This is a genomic window from Zooshikella sp. RANM57 (genome assembly GCF_050749885.1).
Classification (GTDB): domain Bacteria; phylum Pseudomonadota; class Gammaproteobacteria; order Pseudomonadales; family Zooshikellaceae; genus Zooshikella.
Map to the genome: position 1 here is coordinate 147,930 of NZ_JBOIUB010000004.1, position 21,746 is coordinate 169,675.

General features: G+C 40.1%; 16 protein-coding genes. 11 read left to right on the forward strand and 5 right to left on the reverse strand.

Features of this window, described 5'->3' with window-relative positions; all coding sequences use genetic code 11:
- Positions 1–153 precede the first annotated feature (153 nt).
- From ACQ96U_RS10395 to ACQ96U_RS10405, 3 genes are read left to right on the forward strand one after another with little or no spacing between them, the layout of a single operon-like run.
- Positions 154–1,668, forward strand: coding sequence for a thymidine phosphorylase family protein (locus tag ACQ96U_RS10395; RefSeq protein WP_431721181.1), 1,515 nt, complete (start codon positions 154–156; stop codon positions 1,666–1,668).
- The gene (locus ACQ96U_RS10400) at positions 1,665–2,567 is read left to right on the forward strand and encodes a ribose-phosphate diphosphokinase (protein ID WP_431721182.1); all 903 of its coding nucleotides are present in this window, start codon (positions 1,665–1,667) and stop codon (positions 2,565–2,567) included. The genes ACQ96U_RS10395 and ACQ96U_RS10400 overlap by 4 nt, the downstream gene beginning before the upstream one ends.
- Positions 2,560–5,031, forward strand: coding sequence for a xylulose 5-phosphate 3-epimerase (locus ACQ96U_RS10405; protein ID WP_431721183.1), 2,472 nt, complete (start codon positions 2,560–2,562; stop codon positions 5,029–5,031). Before ACQ96U_RS10400 ends, ACQ96U_RS10405 begins: the two co-directional genes overlap by 8 nt.
- Here ACQ96U_RS10405 and ACQ96U_RS10410 read toward each other — a convergent pair.
- Both ACQ96U_RS10410 and ACQ96U_RS10415 read right to left on the reverse strand, forming a co-directional pair.
- Positions 4,985–7,459 (reverse strand): Lon protease family protein, encoded by a 2,475-nt coding sequence (locus ACQ96U_RS10410; RefSeq protein ID WP_431721184.1) that lies wholly within the window; start codon positions 7,457–7,459, stop codon positions 4,985–4,987. The two genes, ACQ96U_RS10405 and ACQ96U_RS10410, sit on opposite strands and share 47 nt — an antisense overlap.
- A gap of 118 nt (positions 7,460–7,577) precedes the next feature.
- On the reverse strand, positions 7,578–8,009 hold the full coding sequence (locus tag ACQ96U_RS10415; RefSeq protein ID WP_431721185.1) for a globin domain-containing protein: 432 nt from the start codon (positions 8,007–8,009) through the stop codon (positions 7,578–7,580).
- A 74-nt stretch (positions 8,010–8,083) separates the two neighbouring features.
- Between ACQ96U_RS10415 and ACQ96U_RS10420 the strand changes: the two genes are divergently transcribed.
- From ACQ96U_RS10420 to ACQ96U_RS10430, 3 genes are all read left to right on the forward strand, one after another.
- A complete protein-coding gene (locus ACQ96U_RS10420) occupies positions 8,084–8,278 on the forward strand; it encodes a hypothetical protein (protein WP_431721186.1) in 195 nt (64 codons plus the stop codon).
- 517 nt (positions 8,279–8,795) lie between these two features.
- Positions 8,796–8,924, forward strand: a complete 129-nt coding sequence (locus ACQ96U_RS10425) for a hypothetical protein (RefSeq protein WP_431721187.1) — start codon at positions 8,796–8,798, stop codon at positions 8,922–8,924.
- Between the two features lie 883 nt (positions 8,925–9,807).
- A complete protein-coding gene (locus ACQ96U_RS10430; protein WP_431721188.1) occupies positions 9,808–10,359 on the forward strand; it encodes a DUF805 domain-containing protein in 552 nt (183 codons plus the stop codon).
- 43 nt (positions 10,360–10,402) lie between these two features.
- Here ACQ96U_RS10430 and trmA read toward each other — a convergent pair whose 3' ends face one another.
- Together trmA and ACQ96U_RS10440 are read right to left on the reverse strand one after the other, a co-directional pair.
- Positions 10,403–11,494 (reverse strand): tRNA (uridine(54)-C5)-methyltransferase TrmA, encoded by a 1,092-nt coding sequence (trmA, locus tag ACQ96U_RS10435; protein ID WP_431721189.1) that lies wholly within the window; start codon positions 11,492–11,494, stop codon positions 10,403–10,405.
- A 17-nt stretch (positions 11,495–11,511) separates the two neighbouring features.
- On the reverse strand, positions 11,512–12,804 hold the full coding sequence (locus tag ACQ96U_RS10440) for an NCS2 family permease (RefSeq protein ID WP_431721190.1): 1,293 nt from the start codon (positions 12,802–12,804) through the stop codon (positions 11,512–11,514).
- An 859-nt stretch (positions 12,805–13,663) separates the two neighbouring features.
- On the opposite strand from ACQ96U_RS10440, the gene hutC reads away from it, so the two are divergent.
- Positions 13,664–14,374, forward strand: a complete 711-nt coding sequence (gene hutC, locus ACQ96U_RS10445; RefSeq protein ID WP_431721191.1) for a histidine utilization repressor — start codon at positions 13,664–13,666, stop codon at positions 14,372–14,374.
- A gap of 81 nt (positions 14,375–14,455) precedes the next feature.
- Here the strand turns inward: hutC and ACQ96U_RS10450 are convergent, their stop codons facing one another.
- On the reverse strand, positions 14,456–15,826 hold the full coding sequence (locus ACQ96U_RS10450) for an SDR family NAD(P)-dependent oxidoreductase (protein WP_431721192.1): 1,371 nt from the start codon (positions 15,824–15,826) through the stop codon (positions 14,456–14,458).
- Positions 15,827–17,180: 1,354 nt separating this feature from the next.
- On the opposite strand from ACQ96U_RS10450, the gene ACQ96U_RS10455 reads away from it, so the two are divergent.
- The 4 genes from ACQ96U_RS10455 (at position 17,181) to ACQ96U_RS10470 (ending at position 21,745) form a co-directional block, all read left to right on the forward strand.
- The gene (locus ACQ96U_RS10455; RefSeq protein WP_431721193.1) at positions 17,181–18,158 is read left to right on the forward strand and encodes an ABC transporter substrate-binding protein; all 978 of its coding nucleotides are present in this window, start codon (positions 17,181–17,183) and stop codon (positions 18,156–18,158) included.
- 10 nt (positions 18,159–18,168) lie between these two features.
- The gene (locus ACQ96U_RS10460) at positions 18,169–19,029 is read left to right on the forward strand and encodes an ABC transporter permease (protein WP_431721194.1); all 861 of its coding nucleotides are present in this window, start codon (positions 18,169–18,171) and stop codon (positions 19,027–19,029) included.
- Positions 19,026–20,189, forward strand: coding sequence for a quaternary amine ABC transporter ATP-binding protein (locus tag ACQ96U_RS10465; protein WP_431721195.1), 1,164 nt, complete (start codon positions 19,026–19,028; stop codon positions 20,187–20,189). Before ACQ96U_RS10460 ends, ACQ96U_RS10465 begins: the two co-directional genes overlap by 4 nt.
- Positions 20,190–20,524: 335 nt before the next feature.
- Complete coding sequence (locus ACQ96U_RS10470) at positions 20,525–21,745, forward strand: urate hydroxylase PuuD (protein WP_431721196.1); 1,221 nt, start codon at positions 20,525–20,527, stop codon at positions 21,743–21,745.
- Position 21,746: the final 1 nt, after the last annotated feature.

The following is a 21,746-nucleotide window of genomic DNA, read 5'->3' on the forward strand; positions in this document are numbered from 1 at the left end:
TCCTTTACGCGTTATTTAACCCTTCGTTTGGGGAATAGTCACTGGTTAAGCCCTTTTCTTTAAATAAAACAGTAGAATCCATATAAAACGATGAGAAAGTAGAAACTTGAGTAAGGCCATGGAAAACGGAGTTAGGTTAAGGGGAATGTAATTATGGACAGTACTAATGATTTTTTGCATTTACATCGATTAGGAATAGACACCCATCAAGAGCCCGTGGTTTATATGCGGCGTGACTGTCATGTTTGTCGTGCGGAAGGGTTTAATGCACAAACACGAATAAAAGTTATGACGGATCATCATACAATCATTGCTACATTGAATATTGTTGATAGTGAGATAATTTCTCATCAGCAGGCAGGATTGTCTGAAATAGCGTGGCGTTTATTACATGCACAGGAAGGTGAAGTCGCTACGTTTGGACATGCAAAACCTGTTGAGTCAACCGCATTTGTGCGTGGTAAATTGTTTGGTAAATCGTTAAATGATGAATCTGCTTACAGTATTGTGCAAGATATTCGCGAAGGCCGATATTCTGATATCCAGCTTGCAGCTTATATTACCGCATGCGCAGGACAAGGATTAAATGTTAATGAAGTCATTTCTATTACTAAAGCAATGGTGGCTACAGGCAAGCGTTTTCAGTGGCATAAACAAGAAATTTTCGATAAACATTGTGTAGGTGGTTTACCTGGATATCGTACGACACCTATTGTGGTTGCAATTGCCAGTGCTTGTGGGTTGATTATTCCTAAAACCTCATCGCGAGCCATTACTTCGCCAGCGGGTACTGCTGACACAATGGAAGTAATGACGCCTGTGACACTTAGTTTTGAACATATGCGTGAAGTAGTTGAGCAACATGGGGCATGTCTGGCCTGGGGTGGGTCAGTGAATTTAAGTCCCACTGATGATGTCGTCATTCGGGTAGAGCGAGCGCTTGATATAGATAGTGAAGGTCAGTTAGTCGCTTCGGTACTTTCCAAAAAAATAGCCGCTGGTGCTACTCAGGTGTTAATAGATATTCCTATTGGTCCTACTGCCAAGGTAAGAACACAAGAAGCGGCAGCACACCTACAGAAATTAATGGTAGCGACTGGGGAGGCTCTGGGAATAAAAGTACATGCGATTACCTCAGATGGCACACAACCCGTTGGACGTGGTATTGGCCCTGTTTTGGAAGCAAGAGATGTGTTAGCCGTTTTACGCTGTGAACCAGAAGCACCCACCGATCTTGCTGAGCGATCACTGGTATTAGCGGGGGCATTATTAGAGTTAGCCAATAAAGCTCAGCCAGGAGAAGGATTTAAGCTAGCCCAAAAAACATTATTGTCAGGTAAAGCCTTAGACCAGTTCATGGCTATTTGTGAATCTCAGGGTGGTTTTACTGAGCCAGAGTTAGCCTCTCAGCAACATACGATTACTGCTTCTCATCAGGGCATTATTTCTTATATAGATAACCGTTTCATTGCACGCCTTGCGCGTTTGGCTGGTGCTCCTGAAGTGAAAGCGGCTGGTGTAGAAATGCATGTCCGTTTAGGTGACTCGGTTGAACTCGGACAGCCTTTGTTTACTCTACACGCGGATGCGCCGGGTGAGTTAGCGTATGCGCTCGATTTTCTGCAACTACATCCAGAAGCAGTACGTATAGAAGAGGAGTATTTATGACAGCAGCCATTATTTATAACTTCTTGGCACCTGATGCACTTTTTCAGGACTGCTTAGAGCTTTCTGGTTGTAGCCCTGGAGAGTTAGCCTTACATCAGTTTCCTGATGGGGAAAGCTATGTTCGTGTACTGACCGAGTGTAATGGACAGCACGTTATTGTGTTGGCTGATCTATTTCAACCTGATAGTAAGTTACTGCCGCTTCTGTTTTTACTCAGTACCCTCAAGGATTTAGGTGCATTAAGCGTGGGTGTTGTGCTGCCTTACTTACCTTATATGCGTCAGGATGACCGTTTTAAACCTGGTGAAGCCATCACCTCAAAAACATTTGCGCATTTACTGAGCCAGTATGCAGACTGGCTCATTACTGTTGATCCTCACTTACACCGTTATCAGTCATTAAGTGAAATATATTCCCTCGAGACGAGAATTGTGCATAGTGCTGAGTGTTTAGCGGAATGGATCGATCAGCAAGTGGAAAATCCTTTATTGATTGGTCCCGATAGTGAAAGTGAACAGTGGGTTCGCTCAGTAGCCACCACGTTTCAGTTACCTTGGCAGGTGTTAAGTAAAGAGCGTTTTGGGGATCGAGATGTTCAGGTATCTGCCCCTCAAGTGGCTGACTATACTGATTATACTCCCGTGTTGATTGATGACATTATTTCTACCGGCCATACGATGTTGTCTGCCATCCAGCAGCTAAGCGACCAGGGAATGAGAAAAGCCATATGTATGGGCGTTCATGGTGTTTTTGCCCCAGGTGCTGAAGCATTGCTTCAGAGTGATTTGGTTGCACAAATAGTCACTTGTAATACGATTATCCATGAATCAAATCACATAGATATTTATCCACTGCTAGTCAATGCAATTGCCCTACAGTTGAGCAAGGATAATGACTGATACCCACCAGGATATTCAACGCATTCAACTGGAACATAAAGCAGAGCTTTATCGGCAAAAGGCGCCAGAATTTGCACACTGGGCTGCAGGTTATGGTGTGATTAAGCATCAAGCAGAAACCCAGGTCAGAGTATATGAGTTGATTGATATGCTCGCTGTGGAAGGATTAATCAGTGATAAATCACATGCCTATAAACTGTTAGGTGCTGCAGATCGTGTTGCCAGTGCGGCAATGTGGCTTGTGGTGCACATGTCTTATACTCGTCGGGTATTTCTTGATGGTCGTGACCTGCGTAGTTTTGACTTTAAGCCTCAACCGAAAGGTTTTTTGGGTGGCGCACTCAATATGGTGCCAGCCTATGTTGGATACATGGCAATTAATGCCCTCAGTGGTATCACTCGCAGTTGGGTAATGGAGCAGGGACACTGTGTTGCTGCCATTGACGCGGTCAATGTGTTATTGGGGAATCTTAAACCTGCGCAGGCTGAACGTTATCAGATGACGGAAGAAGGCTTGAGTAAACTAGCGGCAGATTTTTATGCAAGTGAGTTAACCCCTGAGGGTATGCAAAAATTACCGTTAAGCAGTCGTGTCAGTGTACATACGGCAGGAGGGATGAGTGAAGGCGGTTACCTGGGGGTGACAGGGTTGCAGTATATGCATCAGCCATTGCCTGGGGAACGACTGGTTGCTTTTTTAAGTGATGGTGCGTTTGAAGAGCAGCGTGGCAGTGACTGGGCACCACGTTGGTGGCGGGCGGAAGATACGGGTTTAGTGATGCCTGTTATGATTGCTAATGGCCGCCGGATTGACCAATGCACAACCACTGCATTGTCTGGAGAATACAACTGGCTTGAGCAGTATTTACAGCACCAGCATTATGATCCACTTGTTATTGATGGTACAGATCCAGGGGCTTTTGCCTGGGCGCTGTATGAAATGGAGCAGCGCTTAGGCACTCAAGGTGAGGCACTGTTAGAAGGGAAAGGACGTTATCCTGTCCGCTTGCCCTATACCATTGCCGTGACAGTGAAAGGCTTTGGATTTGCGGGGGCTGGTACATCCAGAGCACACACTTCACCCTTAGAGCATAACCCAGCAAAAGATGCAGAAGGTGTCAGTGAGTTTAATACCAGTGCTCGGCGTTTATGGGTGCCTTTTGTTGAGCTTACACAATCTATTGCCTTGTTAAATAATCATGAATTAACAGAACGACCACGAGAAGCTAACTGTAATGAGTTGCACTCGCCTATTAAAGTGGTTATGCCTGAGCTTTTCTGGCTGCAAAAACTTGAGTCAGAGAAGTCTTCTGTGGCCGCATTTGACTTAAGTTTTGCTCAGTTAGCCAAAATAAATCCACAGCTTCGTGTGAGAGTCGGTAACCCCGATCAGTTACAGGCGAACCATCTTTATCAAACACTCGATTTTCTTCATCACCGCGTGTGTGATCCTCACCCTGGCCAGCCCGAGGCGGTTAATGGTTCAGTGATTACTGCACTGAATGAAGAGGCTGTGGTGAGTGCGGCTTTAGCGAATGCTAAAGGATTAAACCTTGTCGTCAGCTATGAAGCATTTGCCACTAAAATGTTGGGTATTTTACGACAAATGTTGACGTTTAATCGGCGTAAAAAGCAAGCGGACATACCTGTTCATGAGTTATCACTGCCTTTGTTACTCACCTCATTGGTGTGGGAAAATGGTGAGCATGAGCACTCTCATCAGGACCCGACCTTTGTTGATGCGTTAATTAATGAACCCGCAGATATTGCACGTGTTGTATTTCCTCTTGACTGGAACTGTGCATTAGCCACATTAGAGCAGTTGTTTCAAAGCCATGGCCAACTTTGGGTTATGGTGATGGCAAAAACGCTTCAGCCTCAATATTTATCCATGAACCAAGCTTGTCAGTTGGTGACTGATGGCGCCATTTGTCTTAAGGGGAATGCAGATGAATCCTTGCAGCTGGTCGCTATTGGTAGCTTTCAGTTAGCTGAAGTGATGAAAGCATCAGTACGACTCATAAAAGCAAGCATAGAGCATAGTGTTGTGTATATTTTTGAGCCAGGACGTTTACGAGAAAGTCGTGATCGTTGGGAAGCTAAACATTGCCTCTCAACAGAACATATTCAGCGTATTTTTGGTGCTTTGGCTGAATATAGGCTATTTGTCGTACATGGTCACCCTGAGCCTTGGCTAGCTGTATTACGCCCATTAGATCTGGGACCTGAGAAGACGCGTGCATTGGGTTATATTAATCATGGGGGAACACTCCATACACCCGACATGTTATTTGCGAATAAAACCAGCTGGGCCCATATTCTTTTTACGCTGATTGGTATGATGGATTTAAATGTGCATGACTTACTATCGGCTGACGAGGTGCTTGCTGTTCAGGGAAGAGGTAAACCAAAATTGATTACTCATCCTGCGATTCATGATCATTCCCCATTACAGGAGGGCTAGGAATGATTTTTTTTTGCTTGTTTTTTAAAGGGGTATCATTTCCGTTGACCGTTGCTGCGAGTGCCATTTCATGGAGTTTGGCAATGGCAATTCCATTAACGGTATTGGCAGGAAAAGCCCCCCGGCTATCCTGTTGACCTACATCTCTTCCTGTTAATATTTCTAATGCCTGGTTAACGGTTTCCACTGCATAAATATGGAATTTATTATCTTCTACTGCATTTACGACTGACTTTTTTAACACCAGGTTTTTTACATTACTTCGAGGAATAATGACGCCTTGTTGATGGTTTAGGCCTCGGACATTACACAAATCGAAAAAACCTTCGATTTTTTCATTGACACCACCCACCGCCTGTACATCGCCATATTGGCTGACAGAACCGGTTAGGGCAAAGCATTGATGGAGTGGAATACGGGTTAGTGCTGAAATCAAGCAGCAAAGCTCTGCAAGTGAGGCGCTGTCGCCATCAATAAAGCCATAAGACTGTTCAATGGCAATATTGGCTGAAATAGCTAAAGGAAAGTGGCGAGCATACATATACCCTAAATAACCCGCTAATATCATGACACCTTTAGAGTGAATGGACTGGCCTAAATTAACCTCCCTTTCTATATCAACAACACCTTGTGAGCCAGGAAATACGGTTGCGGTGATTCTTGCGGGGGTACCAAAACTGGTATTTCCTGTGTCTAATACTGTTAGACCATTAACTTTACCAACGGATTTCCCTTCAGTATTGATGATAATAGTGTCATCCAGCATTTGTTCGCGAATACGTAAACTAATTCGATTGGTGCGATGTTCCTGTGCAGTTAATGCCTGCTCAATATGGTTTTCTTCAATTAACGGTTCATCGGTAAGAGAGCGGATATACTCTGCTTCACACAACAGATCAAAGATATCCCGAAAGCGAGCGGATAAGTGGTGTTTGCTGCTGATGAGCCTGGCGCTGTGGTTAGCCAGTCGGGCAACGGCTGCTGAAGATAAAGGTCGGTATCCTTCACGATTTATAAATGTCTGCATTAATGCAGCGAAGGCTTCCAAAGATTCGCTATTAAGGGGAATTCTTTCATCAAAATCAACAAGCACTCGAAACATTTTTCGAAATTCAGCATCCAGCTCTTCAAGTAAATAATATATTTCTCGAGTACCGACCAAAATAACTTTTATATTTAGAGGGATCACTGTGGGAGTCAGGGTAATGGTGTTGATTACTCCCAAGTCGGCATAAGCTGACTCCATTCGTAGTTGCTTATCTTTAAGTCCGCGTTTGAGAGCCTCCCAAACAAAAGGTTCAGTGAGCAGTTTGTCGGCCTCAATAATAAGATAGCCGCCATTTGCTTTATGTAATGAACCAGGGCAGATCTGTTGATAGTTGGTAATCATGGTGCCTTGGTCATTAATATATTCAATTCGACCGAACAGGTTTTTATAACTGGGATGGGATTCGTGAATAACGGGGGCTCCCGCCTCAGGGTTATGGGTGACAAGTAAATTAGGAGACAGTAGTTCGTTTAGTGCTGCTTTTTTCTCTGCGTCAGTACGAGGTGTTTCTTCATCGGCAAGTTGTTCAACAATAATGGTGTGCAGTTGCTCCTGCATTTGTTCAAGATAGAGTGTAATACCTGGTATTTTTCGATATTTTTCTTTGAGAGGTCTGATTAATGGGGCAAGTGCACGATTGATTGTTTGGCGATTAAGCTTTCGTAGCTTATCGTTTGACTCTCGCTTCCACTGAGGCAAGCTAAGCAGTGATTCATTAAGTAATTCTTCGAGTTGACCTATGGTTTGATGAAACTGTTCGCGCTCAGTTTCTGGAAGCTGGGCAAATTCCACTTCATCTAATGTTTTACCATCGTGCATCGGGGTAAAACTTATTGTGGTGGCATCGCGATAAAGTGCAATACTTTGCTTGTGGGCTGCCCGTTCAACAGAGTCAATCGCTTTGTCATAACGTTGGTTAAACTCTAATTCAATATTGCTTTTTTGCTGCTGATAACTTGGGTGCTCAAAAACAGCGGGGAAGGTCGCTAATAAGTTATCGATGAGTTGATCAATATCTTTTTTTAAAACTTGCCCTTCTCCAGAGGGAAGCTCTAGTGCGATGGGGTTACGCAACTCATTGAAATTGTTGACGTAGATATGGTCTGGAGGCGCGGGTTTTCGCTTGGCCTCTCGTTGTAAAAACTCAAGGACATAAGAACTACGGCCTGTCCCTGATTCACCCATGACAAATAAATTATACCCTGTGTGTGGTATGCCTACACCAAAATGCAGCGCGGCGATGGCTCGATCTTGACCAAGAATTCCCAAAAATGGCTTAATTTTTGAAGTGTTAGCAAAGGGAAAATCTTTATCCGTAATAAAGGTGTGTATAGCACTGGCAGGCAGTTTAAACCGATCGGGACTTTTTTTATTTGCCATAGCATCAGCAGATTATTAGCGAAGACATATTTTTAGTGTAAAACTCACTGAAGCATTAATGCAACTTAATAAGCTGGGAAAATAGATGTCGTTAGTGAATGAGTATTCAGTGTAAGAATTACGTCGCGGTGAACTTGTGACTATAGCGGTATTTCATAAATGTTATGCCTGGAGATAGAACTAAACGCCAAGCAAGTTCTATTTCATCATTATAATCAGGATCAAACTCACGTAATGTAGTCATGAGTGCTTCAAGCCATAAGTCATACCAAACTGGCTTAATATTCAAATGCTCGTGGTCATGCTGTTCGGCAATCTTTTCTAAGTAGTCTGCCGCATTATTAGTGGCATAAAAGGTAAGTAGTTTGTAAAAAGACTTTTCTAACATACGCCGCTGATGAGACATTTCAGTATTGACGAAACGTGCAGCTATATCAGGCGAAGTTGCCATGAAACGTTGATAAAATACTTCAAAAAAGGTTTGTTTGTTTCGTTGGATTTTTCGTACTCGCTCATAACTTTCATCAAAAATGCGTTCATATTCCGACATAGTTTCTGTTTGACTGTAGCTGAGTCCAAAGGGAATAGTATTAAACATGGCATGGATTTTTCGGTAAGCGATGAATGAACAAAAAGTCAGTTAGTGTTGCACCTGTTACAGAAATACAGGAACGTCTAAAAGAGAGTGCAACAACATTATTTACCTTTCACCAAAAACATGATGATCCAGCCATGATTCAAATAGTGTTAACAGGCCCTAGTATGACCAATTTTGACAATACAGAAAACAGAAATCAATGGAATGACAGGTCATCGTAATATTACTAATCCGCTAATTTATATCTGAGTAAGCAACAGAGGCCATAATGATAAACGAAGGACAAGATGGCCTTCTCATGGCTTATTACAACTTAAGATCCTATAGTCATAAATAAAGTGCATTTTTAGAGGTGCCCTAAAGTCGTTATTAGCTGAAAAAACGATTGAACAAGCATCAATGACCATCACTGGCTTTACCTTTCACCTTAGGTGCATGACAAGCAGGAACTTATCTACAACCTAGTTCATTTTTTATTTACCTCTAGGGTAATTGGATGATTTGAGTGTAGGTTAAAGAAAGACGTAAAGCTGAATAAGTTGGACTACTATGTATATAAAGTAACTACTCATGTGAAGGGAGGAAGCTTTACTATTGGTGAATTACTTTGAAATGGTTAGTTTTTACTGTTCATTCGAAGTACGCTGTGTGGTTTTTGCCAGTCTACATGGTCATTGATGTATATCAAAAATAATAAGCCTTTATGCACTTAGAGTGTTGAAAAAAGTGGAGGTTAAAATGACAGATGCCGTTGTTGTAGGTGGAACACTAGCCATTGGTGGGATGGTTGTAATTGTGGTTGCTGGATTGTTGGTTGGAGCATTGGTCGCATTAGCGGATAGTCGAGTTAAACGTCCTGATCATTAAGGACTCCAGAGATAAAATAACTCGGCGGTGAAGGCAGTCTATGGCCTTCACAAGACTTGTCTTATACTTGTTAAAGTAGTGTAAGGCTATATGTTATTAGTGAAATATATTCTTCATACATTTCTTATACCGATCAATGTTATTCCTAGGATAATTGCATACAATTTTACCTTTATAAAAGCCATTTATTAAAGGATCTTTGTCCAATATCTATATAACGCCCTTCGAACACGCGGTGAATCCTTCCCTGCTTAATCCATCAAATAGTATACCCTTAAGGCTATTTTTTTAATGCTGAGCTGTTAAAAAGTGGGGTAGTCTTAGTGAAAGGTATAAAAAGATTATAATGAGCATTTTATTTACGTTTGATTTAAAACTTTGCAAGTTAATAAATGTTTGTTTAGGAAATAAAAAGTTATTTTTGATAATTTGGTTTGCTACTGTTTTATTTTTTATTGATTTTAATCCATAAGTAATACAGCTTGTCAGAGAAGTCTATCAAGATTCAATGGATACATTTTCCCGTTAGCTTTTACCTTGTAATTAAATATTTTTGAATAGATTACTTGTATGATCACGGTTCATGTTTGTGTACTATGGTTTTGTTTGTGTTTGTTAGATATAGACTAAAAGCTAATTGTTTACTTAAAGAACAGTGTATATAATCGATGACTTTATAATAACGATCCGTTCAGCGGATTATTATATAGAAAGTGTATATCCATGGCTGGGATATTCACTTTGGCTTTACTGGGAAGATAGGTTGTGTAAGAAAAATAAAATAAGATAACTTTACGATAAGCAAAAATACTGTAACGTTATCGTTTGTCTCATATCTTATACAGCGAATAGTGTATTATTGACGTTGTGTTTAGGAAGTAACATGCAGTTGGAAACGCCATATAAAACACCTTCAACTATGGATGCCGCGGTTGAAGAAGTAGGGACTTACTCTCCAAAGATTTTTTCTAATAATGGGCGAATAGGCCGAATAAGATATCTAGCATATTCAATGTTGTATCAGCTGATATTGTCCATTGTATTTGCGCTAGTGAGTGCTTTATTTGCTCCTCTGGCTATGGGGTGGTTTGGAGATATACCCTTATTAGTAGGTGCTGTTATAGCCTTAGCTGTGATCATTACTGTTTGGGTTATGGTTGTACCAATGAGACGCAGGCTTCATGATATGAACTGTTCTGGGTGGTGGTCAATATTTGGCTTTATTCCACTGATCAACTTTATTTTTGGCTTAGTTCTCTTAGTTGTTCCTGGAAATAAAGACAAAAATCGTTTTGGAGAAAAACCAGAGAAAAACTCAATTTTAGTAGTTATAGTTGGACTTATTCTTCCTCTGTTGATTATTGGGCTTTCAGCGGCAATAGCAATTCCTGTTTATAAGAATTATGTTGAAAGAGTTCAGCAATTACAAAGCTAGATATAAATTTGGAATTTATAAAAAACCGGCAATGCCGGTTTTTTTATGTCTTTCTGGTTAACAGTACACCGGTTTCAATATGATCGGTGAAAGGGAATTGGTCAAATAAAGCCAGTCGTTGTATTTGGTGGGTTTGTGTTAATGTCGTTAAATTATGATGTAATGTTGCAGGGTTGCATGAAACATAAATAATATGCTTAAACCGTTGTACAAGTTTTTCGGTTTCTGCATCCAAGCCTGCACGAGGAGGATCAACAAAAATCGTATCTAACTGGTAGTCATCAAGATTAATGTCCTTTAAACGACGAAACGCGCGTTCACGATTCATTGCTTGTGTAAATTCCTCACTGGACATGCGTGCTATAACAACGTTATTGATCTGATTGCGTTCTAAGTTGTGTAAAGCAGATCTTACTGATACTTTGGATATTTCTGTGGCTAATACTTTGGGAAATAAATGGGCTAATGCAATCGTAAAGTTGCCATTACCACAATAAAGTTCCACTAAGTCTCCAGAGCATTGGGTAGCGGAAGCCTGAGCCCACTCAAGCATTTTTTCACACATAAAGGCGTTAGGTTGTGTGAATGAATTTTCGACTTGCTGATAATAGTAGTGATGCCCATTAACCGTCAGCTTTTCCTCAATACTGTCTGTACCTATACAAAGCTTTTGTTTTCGGGCTCGGCCAATAATATGGCTATTCAGCTTTTGACTTAATTGTTTGGCTTCATCTTGCCAGTGTTGATCAAGCTGCCGGTGGTAAATCAACGTAATACAGCTTTCACCTGTCTGGCTAGTAAGAAATTCAACTTGAAATAGTTTACGTCGTAGTATTTCTGAACTGTTGATTTCAGTTAGTAATTGGGGCATCAATGTTTGTATACAGGGTGATCCTGCAGGGAATGTTGAGACCTCATAAGGTTCATTTTTATTCCCTGGTTTAAACATGGCGTAAAAACAACGGTTGTTGTCATGCCAGATGCGGAATTCTGCTCGCATTCGATATTGGGTGGGTTTTGAAGGAAACACCTCAATTTCAGGTACAGTGAATGTTGCAAATAGTGAGCGAAGGTATTCGACTTTATTTTGCAACTGATCCTGATAACGTTGATCGAGAGATACTGCCTCTGGCATAACGACTAAATCCACGATTAATTAAACAAAACCAGCTTAACAACAAACAATCCAGATAACACAAGCATGGCTGGATTCATACTGCGCCAATGACCACTACATAATTTGACAACCGCATAAGCAATAAAGCCCAGCGCAATCCCATTAGAGATGGAAAAAGTTAAAGGCATCGTCAGTGCGGCGATGGTAACAGGTGCTGCTTCAGTGATATCTTGCCAGTCAATATTCGCAAGACCTCCAGTCATTAATACGGCTACAAAAAACAGCGCAGGTGCAGTGGCATAGGCTGGGACAGTATTCACCAAAGGTGATAGGAATAAGCTGGCCAAAAATAAAACGCCAACTACAACAGCAGTAAGGCCTGTTCTACCTCCCGCACTAATACCAGCAATACTTTCTATATAACTGGTCGTAGTCGATGTACCTAACATGGCGCCAGCCATTGTGGCCGTTGAGTCTGCCATGAGTGCATTTCCCAAACGTGGCAGCCTGCCTTTTTCGTCAAGTAGCTCACCCTTTTGAGCAACAGCAATGAGTGTGCCTGACGTATCAAATAAATCCACAAAGACAAATGCAAAGATGATGCTTAACAGGCCAACATCCAGTGCTTCACGAATGTTTAATGCTAAAAGTGTTGGCATAATGCTGGGTGGAAGGGCTACAAGTCCTTGGTATTCAGTTTCACCAATAACAATGCTCAATAATGTTATTGTTAGAATACTCAACATCACGGCACCAGGTACTTGCCGGTGGCTGAGGGCAATAATCATGATAAAGCCCATTGCTGCAAGCAATACAGAAGGCGCATGTACATTACCCAAAGTAACAAGCGTTGCAGGGTTATCAGCAATGAAACCTGCATTTTTTAAAGCGATAAAACCAAGGAACAGTCCAATACCGGCAGCAATACCAACACGGAGTGAATGAGGAATGCTGTGGATAATCCATTCGCGGATTTTAAAAGCACTGAGTATAAAGAAGAAGCAACCAGAGAGAAACACAGCACCTAGCGCAACTTGCCAGCTATAGCCTAGTTGTCCAACAACAGTGTAGGTGAAAAATGCATTTAAACCCATACCAGGTGCAAGCGCGATTGGGTAGTTCGCAAAAAATCCCATAATAAAGCAACCCAATGCAGCAGCGATACAAGTTGCAACAAATACGGCGCCTTGATCCATGCCTGCGCTGGCTAGCATATTGGGATTAACAAAGATGATGTAAGCCATGGTCAGGAAGGTGGTACAACCTGCCACAAACTCACGACGAACAGTGGTGTGATGTTCTTTCAGGCGAAATAAAGCCTCTAACATGGTAAAACCCCGGTACTTCACGATCTAAATGGCTAACTGGGTGCCAAACAGCCCCCCTCGAATGCATAACTCTGCTTTGAACATTAACGCTCTGTGCCAAATCCATCATGATCTTGCGGCGCGAATAGTACCTGAAAATCGGTCGGTTGAATAATTTTTCTCCATTTGTCTGTGCTTGAGATACAGAGATTGGAGGAAATAGCATTAAAGTCAGCGTTTTGACTAACAATAAGATGAAGGAAAAGTAATCTGGAAAACACAGAAGCGTTCAGAGAAGGTTACCTTGTTCTGGGGGCTGTATTTATGGTTGGTTAAAAAATATACGATTTGTAGAGCGGTTGATGAATACCGTTGTTGGTAAGGTTAACCAACGATAATTCACAAGGTTATCCACAGCTTCTGTGGAATAGTGTGACAGGTTTAACCGACTTCGAGGTCAGTTGTTTAACAAAAAAGTATTATGAAAATACGCACTTATACATATTTATCAGGGTAATGTCACAATCTTGACGTATTAACTTCATTATGGCAATGATCTTTCAAATAAGTTATCCACAAGGCATACACAGATACGTTAAAAGCAAAAGACCCATTATTTTCAGTTTAATGTTGTCCACAGCTAATCTTTTAAGATCGAAATTTTGTCGTACATCTTACATCAGTCGTTATATTCTTTATAAAAGCATGTTGTAATGTGATTAGCCTGAAAGTAATGAACGTGTATACCCTGTTCTACGGGTATACTCCTAAGTGTTGAAATGATAATAATTGAAGAAAGTGCAGCAGTATATAGGGTGTACAAGCTATAAGGCATCCTCGATTGCTTGGTGAGTAACAAAATAACTGTGTGAATGATGTAATGAAAGGTGATATCCCTCAGTATCAGAAAATAAAACAATCGATTTATCAGGGCATTCGTGAAGGACGCTACCCTCGTGGTGGAAAAGTGCCAACGGAATATGAACTTATGGCTGCCTTTAATGTAAGCAGGATGACGGTTAATCGTGCTATTAGAGAGTTGGTCACTGAAGGCATATTAGTACGGTATGCAGGGGTAGGTACTTTTGTTACAGACTTAAAGCATGAATCTCCTTTGGTGACAGTACGAAATATTGCTGTTGAAGTACAAGAGCGGGGGCATCAGTATCATGCTCAAGTGCTTAGTTTAACTGAAGTTATGGCAGATGAAGCCGTCGCTGTGCAGTTAGGCGTTCCACTTGATACGCCTGTTTTCCATTCTGAGATTGTACATTTCGAAGATGGTGTTCCTATTCAGTGGGAATATCGTTATGTTAATGCGACAAGTGTTCCCCATTATTTAGAACAGAATTTTGAAAAAACGACGCCTAACGAATATCTTAGTTTGCTATGTCCTTTAACGAACATAGAACATACTGTTGAAGCGGTATTACCTTCGGCGGAAGAGGCTAAGTTATTACAAATTGATCCCACTGAGCCTTGTTTGCTTTTACACCGGAGAACCTGGTCGGATAAACTATTAATTAGCTGGGCTAAATTATTACATCCAGGTAGTCGTTATAAATTAAGATCTAAAAGTGTAAATGAGTAAAATACTCATGTTAACGTATATTCTACAAATTGAATAAATATTCAAGCATGCGCAACGCAATGTGGTGTGCATGCTTGTTAATTACCAGCTGCAAATCTGATAATCTTTCAAAAAACAGCCATATAAAGCAGGCTTTCCGTTTACAGCATCAAATACTGGGGATAGAACACGGGAGGCACCATCTACACAATCGAGAGGGGGAACGACCCCTTTTGCTCGATTCTTTATTTTAATAGGAAACGGATTTTCTTGGGTTACCCAGCCAGTATCAACACTGGTCATGTAAATATTATCGTTCACATAATCTTTGGCGACAGTTCGCGTCATCATGTTCAGCGCTGCTTTAGCCATATTTGTATGAGGGTGGCGATGTGTTTTATCTTTTCGATTAAACTGTCCTTCCATCGCAGAAACATTTACGATAAATTTCTGCTTAAACGTTGAGTTGAGCAGTAATGGCTTTAGTCGTGAATTAATTAAAAATGGGGATGTAACGTTGATCGTTTGAGTTTCCAAAAACTCTAACGTGTCAACATTATCAATGGTTTTTGTCCAGCTATTGTTGCTTGAAACATCTATAGGTTCATTAAATTCATCAAGTTTAACTGTTGTGCTAGCTTTAATTAAAGGGCTATTTTTATCTTGTAGATACTTTTGTATTTCATTATTTAATTGCTTATCCACAAAAGCACCAAGCAATTTATGGTCTGTTTTTGCTATACACTGAATATCGTTATTGGCCATAGCCATGTAATAATCATGTGGTTTTCGATTTGTTTGTGCCGCATTATTGATAATGATATCGAGTGCAGAATAGTGATGGCCTACATAATTTATAAATGCCTCTACTGATGGAATATGCTTTAAATCTAAACCGTAAATATGCAAACGATGTTTCCAGATATCATAGTCTGGTTCGTTGATAAAACGACAAGCTGCATCGTATTTAAAGCGAGAGGTGACAAGTACTGTTGAGCCTGCGCGTAAAAGCTTTAGGGTAATTTCATAACCAATTTTAATTCGACCTCCTGTTACTAATGCTATACGTCCAGTCAGATCGGCGGTTTCTGACCGTTGGCGATAGTTTTCATAGGCGCAGTCAGGGCACATACTGTGGTAAAAATGATGCACATTAAAAAAATGAACCTTACATACATAACATTTCCGTGGTTTGAATAAGGTTCTTGGTGCTGACTTTAAGAATGTTTGCATTTCATTAATGAACGGCTCTTTCCACTGGTCATCTGATAGCCAGTGGCAGCCAGGCATTATTTCACCATACTCACTAAAATTTGGTTCAGCTTTACAGCGCTCAGTAGATTCTAGTAATAAACTATCATGCAGTTGTTGCCACTGCTTCTGCGATATATGGCTTTCTGTCTGAGCCTTTGATCTGTTCGGCGACTGAATATACGCTATGGTAAGTGCTTTGGGAGTTGTGTTGTGTGACATAATATAACTTCCATCTGACTTCAATGAGTTTATTGTCCCACTCTAAAACTCATTATGTGATTGAAGTACACATTATGTTATTTAACAAGATAGATAGTGGTAGCTAGGTGAGTTAACTAGATACCAAATAATACTTCACGGCCTATGGGCCTTTTCTTGTGGGAAGAAGGGAGTTGAAGCTGCCCGATGGGTAAAAAGCATACTTGAATGATTGGAAAAAGGGAAGTGTTAGCAATACGTTAGTTGGCTCATCGGGGAGATTGCTGGTAGCGCGTATAAAATAGTATGAGAAATGAATAAAATGAGGATAGTAATAATTCTGCAACTAAAATGTCATTAGTTGAGCATAATATAAATGATGTGAGGTCAATTGGTGCTTAATTGCCCCAAGCTAACCGGGACCTGGCCTAGCCAGGTCCTTTCTTCTGCATTTCTGGTATGTCGTTTGTAGGGTATTTTTTGTAAACGCTTAATAATTTGCAAAGAGTATAGCCTTCCTACCTGTTGTGTAACTTCTATCATATAAATTCGTCATGATAAAAAGTGTAAAAATATAGATGTTGTTAGGCTTATATATAGACCTTCGATTTTTATTTCGTAAAAATACAAGTATATCGAAAAATTAAAACTACTTTTATTATGTTTTTGTTGTTATTTAATATTTCCTTTTCCCAAAGCAGATTTTAACAATATGAGAAAATATGTAGATAGCATTAATTAATAATAATTATTCTCATTTGCACCGCTATGAAAGGACATTCTCAATGTGTGGAGAGATATGTTAAAGGTTACATGTCTAAATAATTTGATACAAATAAATTGCTAGGCTATATGCTGATCTAATTGTCTAATATGAAGACAAATATGTGAATACTTGCAAATTATTTGGTTTTTGTGAATAATGCAGGCGTTAAAATTCTGTTTGTGTTATAAACTAATGCTCTATCCTGTAGGGTTAAACAAGTAAATATACTTTGAACTCTAAAAAAATGGTGTGTAATGACATTGGTCAATTTTTCCATTGGTGAGGTGTATAAAAGACGAAGAAAAATTGAAGGTGGTTAAAAAATACTCTTAACGTTACATTTAAATATGTACAGCCTGATTGGTATACACGTTTTGCTTTAAAAGCGTGTGGCTTAGATCTTATTTGCTTTTTATATTCTGTGACCTTCATAGAATGCTGCCTTTCGCTCACTAAAATACTATCTTTTTAGAGTTTAGATCCACATTGGACTAGAAGTTTTTTTTGTAAAAAAAATACATTAAGTTTAGCCCATAAGTATATTGTGAGCATTTTTACCTTTGATTGATGGTAAAAAAGTCAGTAAAATAAATAAATAGGTCTGTTGTAATGAAAAAATTATTCATTTTTTTATGGATAACGCTAACAAGTACCAGCTTTGCCAGTGAGTGTGAAATTGATAGGGAAATTCGCTTTGCGGGTATGAGTTGGCTTTCAAACCAGGTAATGGTAGAAATTGAGCGTTTTATGCTTGAAAAAGGGTATGGTTGTACAACATCTGTTGAGACGGGTAGTTCCTTACCTATGTTGGCAGCCATTGGTCGTGGTGATGTGGATATTATGTCTGAGGTCTGGATTAATAGTATTTCCAAGGCATGGAATAAATACGTTAAAGAAGGTCAGGTAAAAAGCTTAGGAAATGTGTATTCTGGAGGTGTGGAAGGTTGGTATATCCCTCGTTATCTGGCTAAAAAATACCCTGAATTAAAGTCTGTCAGTGATTTACCAAAATATAAGCATTTATTTGAAGATCGTGAAGCGCCAGGAAAAGGCCGATTTTATTCTTGCCCGATTGGTTGGTCTTGCGAAGTTATCAACCAAAATTTAATGAAAGCTTTCCATTTAACTGAGGATTTTAATACTTTTTCTCCTGGAACCGCTGCAGCTTTGAAAGCGGTAATCACCTCTCATTACAAACGTCGTAAGCCAATTGTTTTTTATTACTGGACGCCAACTGCATTGTTAGGAAAATTTGATATGGTGAAATTATCAATGCCTCCTTCTGATACATCAGGCCATATTTGTAATACCAATCCAGAGTGTCAAACACCTTATCCAGGAAGTTATCCAATCGCAGAAATAAAGTCGGGTGTTCATACGGGGTTCTTTGATGCTGCGCCTAAATTGGTAAATTTTTTAAGCAAAGTAAAAATTCCAACAGAAGATGTAAGTAAATTGTTAGCTTGGGCTGATGAGGAGGGAGCTGAAGCGCCAGAGGTCGCACATTATTTCTTGGTTCATTATGAATCCTTGTGGTCTCAGTGGGTTCCTAATGATGTTGCTAAACACATTAAAGCTGCTTTGTGAGGTAGGATTTATGTTTCCTGAACTCATTCCTGCTCGCAAGCTTCGCAAACTGATTGATGCAGGTATAGATAATTTAGTAAGTGCATATGGAGATATGCTTGATAAAGCCATACAGCCTTTTATTGATTTGCTGGTGTGGCTTGAACAAGGATTACGGCATTGTCCCTGGTGGATAGTGCTGTTAAGCGTTGCATTACTCACCTGGATTAGCAGCCGTCGTTGGCAGTTAACCCTTGCAATGCCTGCATTACTGGGTTTTATCGGAGCTATTGGGCTTTGGGATCAAGGAATGCAAACACTATCTCTGATGATTGTAGCTACAGGGTTATCAATTTTGGTGGGTATTCCAACAGGCATTATCATGTCGCGTTCATCATGGCTACGCAAAGTTGCACTGCCTATTTTGGATATTATGCAAACAATGCCTAGCTTTGTTTATTTAATACCTGTGGTTATGTTTTTTGGACTAGGAAAAATACCTGCAATCATTGCTACAGTCATTTATGCTGTACCTCCTTTAATCAGGCTTACTGATCTTGGCATACGTTTGGTTGATAAAGAGGTGCTGGAAGCGTCACAAGCTTTTGGCGCCAACGCCAGGCAACAGTTGTTGGGTGTTCAATTACCTTTAGCTATGCCCAATATTATGGCGGGGATTAATCAAACAACCATGATGGCATTAGCGATGGTAGTGATTGCTTCTATGATTGGCGCAAAAGGATTAGGTCAGGAAGTATTGATGGGGATTAACCGTTTGGAAGTTGGTCGTGGTTTATTAGCTGGGCTGGCTATCGTAGCTTTAGCGATTTTGTTTGACCGAATCACTCAAGCGTTTGGTCAGCGTCGTCAGCAACAGGAGCAGCCAGCATGAAAATAGAAGTACGCAATATCTATAAGTTATTCGGAACCCGGCCAGAAAAATGGCTGGGTGAAGCTAAAGCTGGAGTAACTAAACGGGAATTACTTGAAAAAAGTGGTCATACCCTAGTTCTACGCAATATAAACTTAAATATTGAAGCGGGTCAAATATACGTCATTATGGGGCTTTCGGGCTCAGGAAAATCGACATTAATTCGACATTTTAATCGATTGATTGAGCCAACAGAAGGACAAATAAAAGTTGATGGTAAAGATATTATGGCAATGTCAAAACGTGAGTTAGAAGACTTTCGCAGACATAAAGTATCCATGGTATTTCAGCGTTTTGGATTATTGCCCCATAAAACAATTGTAGAAAATGTTGCATATGGCTTGGGTATTCAAGGCGTCAGTAAATCTACTTGCCATAAAAAAGCGTGCTATTGGCTGGATCAAGTAGGACTGAATGGGTTTGAAAATCAATATCCTGCCCAGTTATCGGGTGGAATGCAGCAACGGGTTGGTTTGGCGCGAGCATTAGCTACTGATCCAGATATTTTGTTAATGGATGAAGCCTTTAGTGCCCTTGATCCACTTATTCGTCGAGAAATGCAGGACCAGCTAATTGCATTGCAAGAAAAGCTTAATAAAACCATTATTTTTATTACCCATGATTTAGATGAAGCGTTACGTTTAGGTAATAGAGTTGCTATTTTACGTGATGGTGAGCTTATTCAAGAAGGAACGCCAGAAGATATTTTGCTTAACCCAGAAAATGCTTATGTAAAAGCATTTTTGCAAGATGTTAATCGAGGAAAGGTACTCACCGTAGGGCATGCGCTTAAGCCGTCAAATGTTACAATAACGACGGATACTTCACCAGAAAGTGCATTAGAACAACTTCGACACCATGGGGCTGATTATGCTTGTGTACTGGAAAATAAGGTATTAAAAGGAATTATAACGCACTTAGATATTATCAAAGCAAAGCAGACAAGTAGTAACGATATTGTTGGCTATGTCCATCAAGTAGCAACTATTTCAGAGGATGCTGAGTTACAGTCAGTGTTTCCTCAACTGTTAGATAATAAAAAGCCTATTGCAGTCACTAATCAGAAAAAAGAGTTTAAAGGCTGGCTTTCCAGAACTAAAGTTGTCGAGTTAATTCAATAATTTGACAACAGCTGCACAGGGTTATTTTAAATAAGCTGCTATAACTTCCCACTTTTAGTTGGAGAATATCCATTTTTTACAATATACATTGTGCGAATTAATTAAGGATTTTTTTGTTCTCTCTGTTGTAGTTATTATTGCACATGGAATTCTGAGCTTTATTGTCTACTAAAACATTTTTGTCAAAAAAAAGATTATAGCTTAAATGAAAAGTTAACTGGCTGTAAGTGTATTATTTCGCATACTTAACTTAAGCAGTTATTGATAAGTTGAGTCTGAAGAGTAAATAATCAATTTTTAAAAAACTATTATCTGCTACCTCTGGAGTAAAATACATGGAAGTATTTTTCTGGGAATGGTCTACATATGCGCTGCGTTGGATGCACGCAATAGCAGGGATCGTCTGGTTAGGCTTTTTCTTCCATACCCGTGAGTTAGATAGGGCAATGCTGCGTCACAGTGCTACGCAGCCTAATGCTGTTGGTGAAGCTTGGTCAATACGGGGTTTTGGCATCTATCGTACGGTTAAGTACTTGTCAAAACAAGACGATATGCCACCAGAAAAGTTATTAGTGTGGTACAAATGGCCTAATATTGTCACTATTATCACAGGCTTTTTACTCTTGTCTTTGATTTACTACTCCCAGGCCGAGCTGTACCTAACAGACGTTAATGTACTTGTTTTTCCTGCTTGGCAAGCAATCAGTCTGTCAATTTGTGGAATTCTTCTCGCCTTAATTTTTCATGAGAGTTTATATCGGACAGCATTAAAACGAAATGAAAAAGTTATACTTATTATAAATTTTACGTTTCTTACAGGGCTTAGCTTTTTTTATAGCAATTTCTTTTCTGGGCGTGGCACATTTATGCAAATGGGGGCTACACTAGGCCTATATGTCACTTCATACTTTTTTATCAATATTTTGCCTTCCCTTCATAAGTTATTAAAAGATCCCACAAATAGCCGCCCATCTCCTGCAAAATTACAATGGTTTTTAATGAGGGCTAGGCATAATAATTATTTGGTATTAACAGTAGTTTTTATGATGTTAGCGATGCATTTTCCACTTGCTCACTCTGGTCATTATTCATGGGGTATTATCCCTCTAATTATCATGATTGGGGCTGTAATAAGACATTATTTTGATACTTTTCATGAAACAGGCAAGCGCCTTGTATGGCCATGGGCTGTCGCAGTGAGTTTAGCATTGAGTGTAATCTTTTTGAGTGCCCTTGGTGCAATGACTCATCAGGCTAGTCAAACAATAGCTGGGTCTACACAGCCATTTAGCCTGTCTGCAGAAACCATTTTACTCAGTCGTTGCAGTATGTGTCATGCTCGAAACCCTGCTTGGGTTGGTATTAACCTACCGCCGAATGGTGTTGTGTTAGAGACAAAGGATGATATGGAACACTGGGCTTCAGAGATTGAAAAGGTAGCTGTTCTATCGAGTGCGATGCCACCAGGAAATATCACTGGTATTACTCATGAAGAAAGAGTCCTCCTGGGTCAATGGGTAATGGCGAATGTAAACAAAGAAAAGTTATTATTTTAGT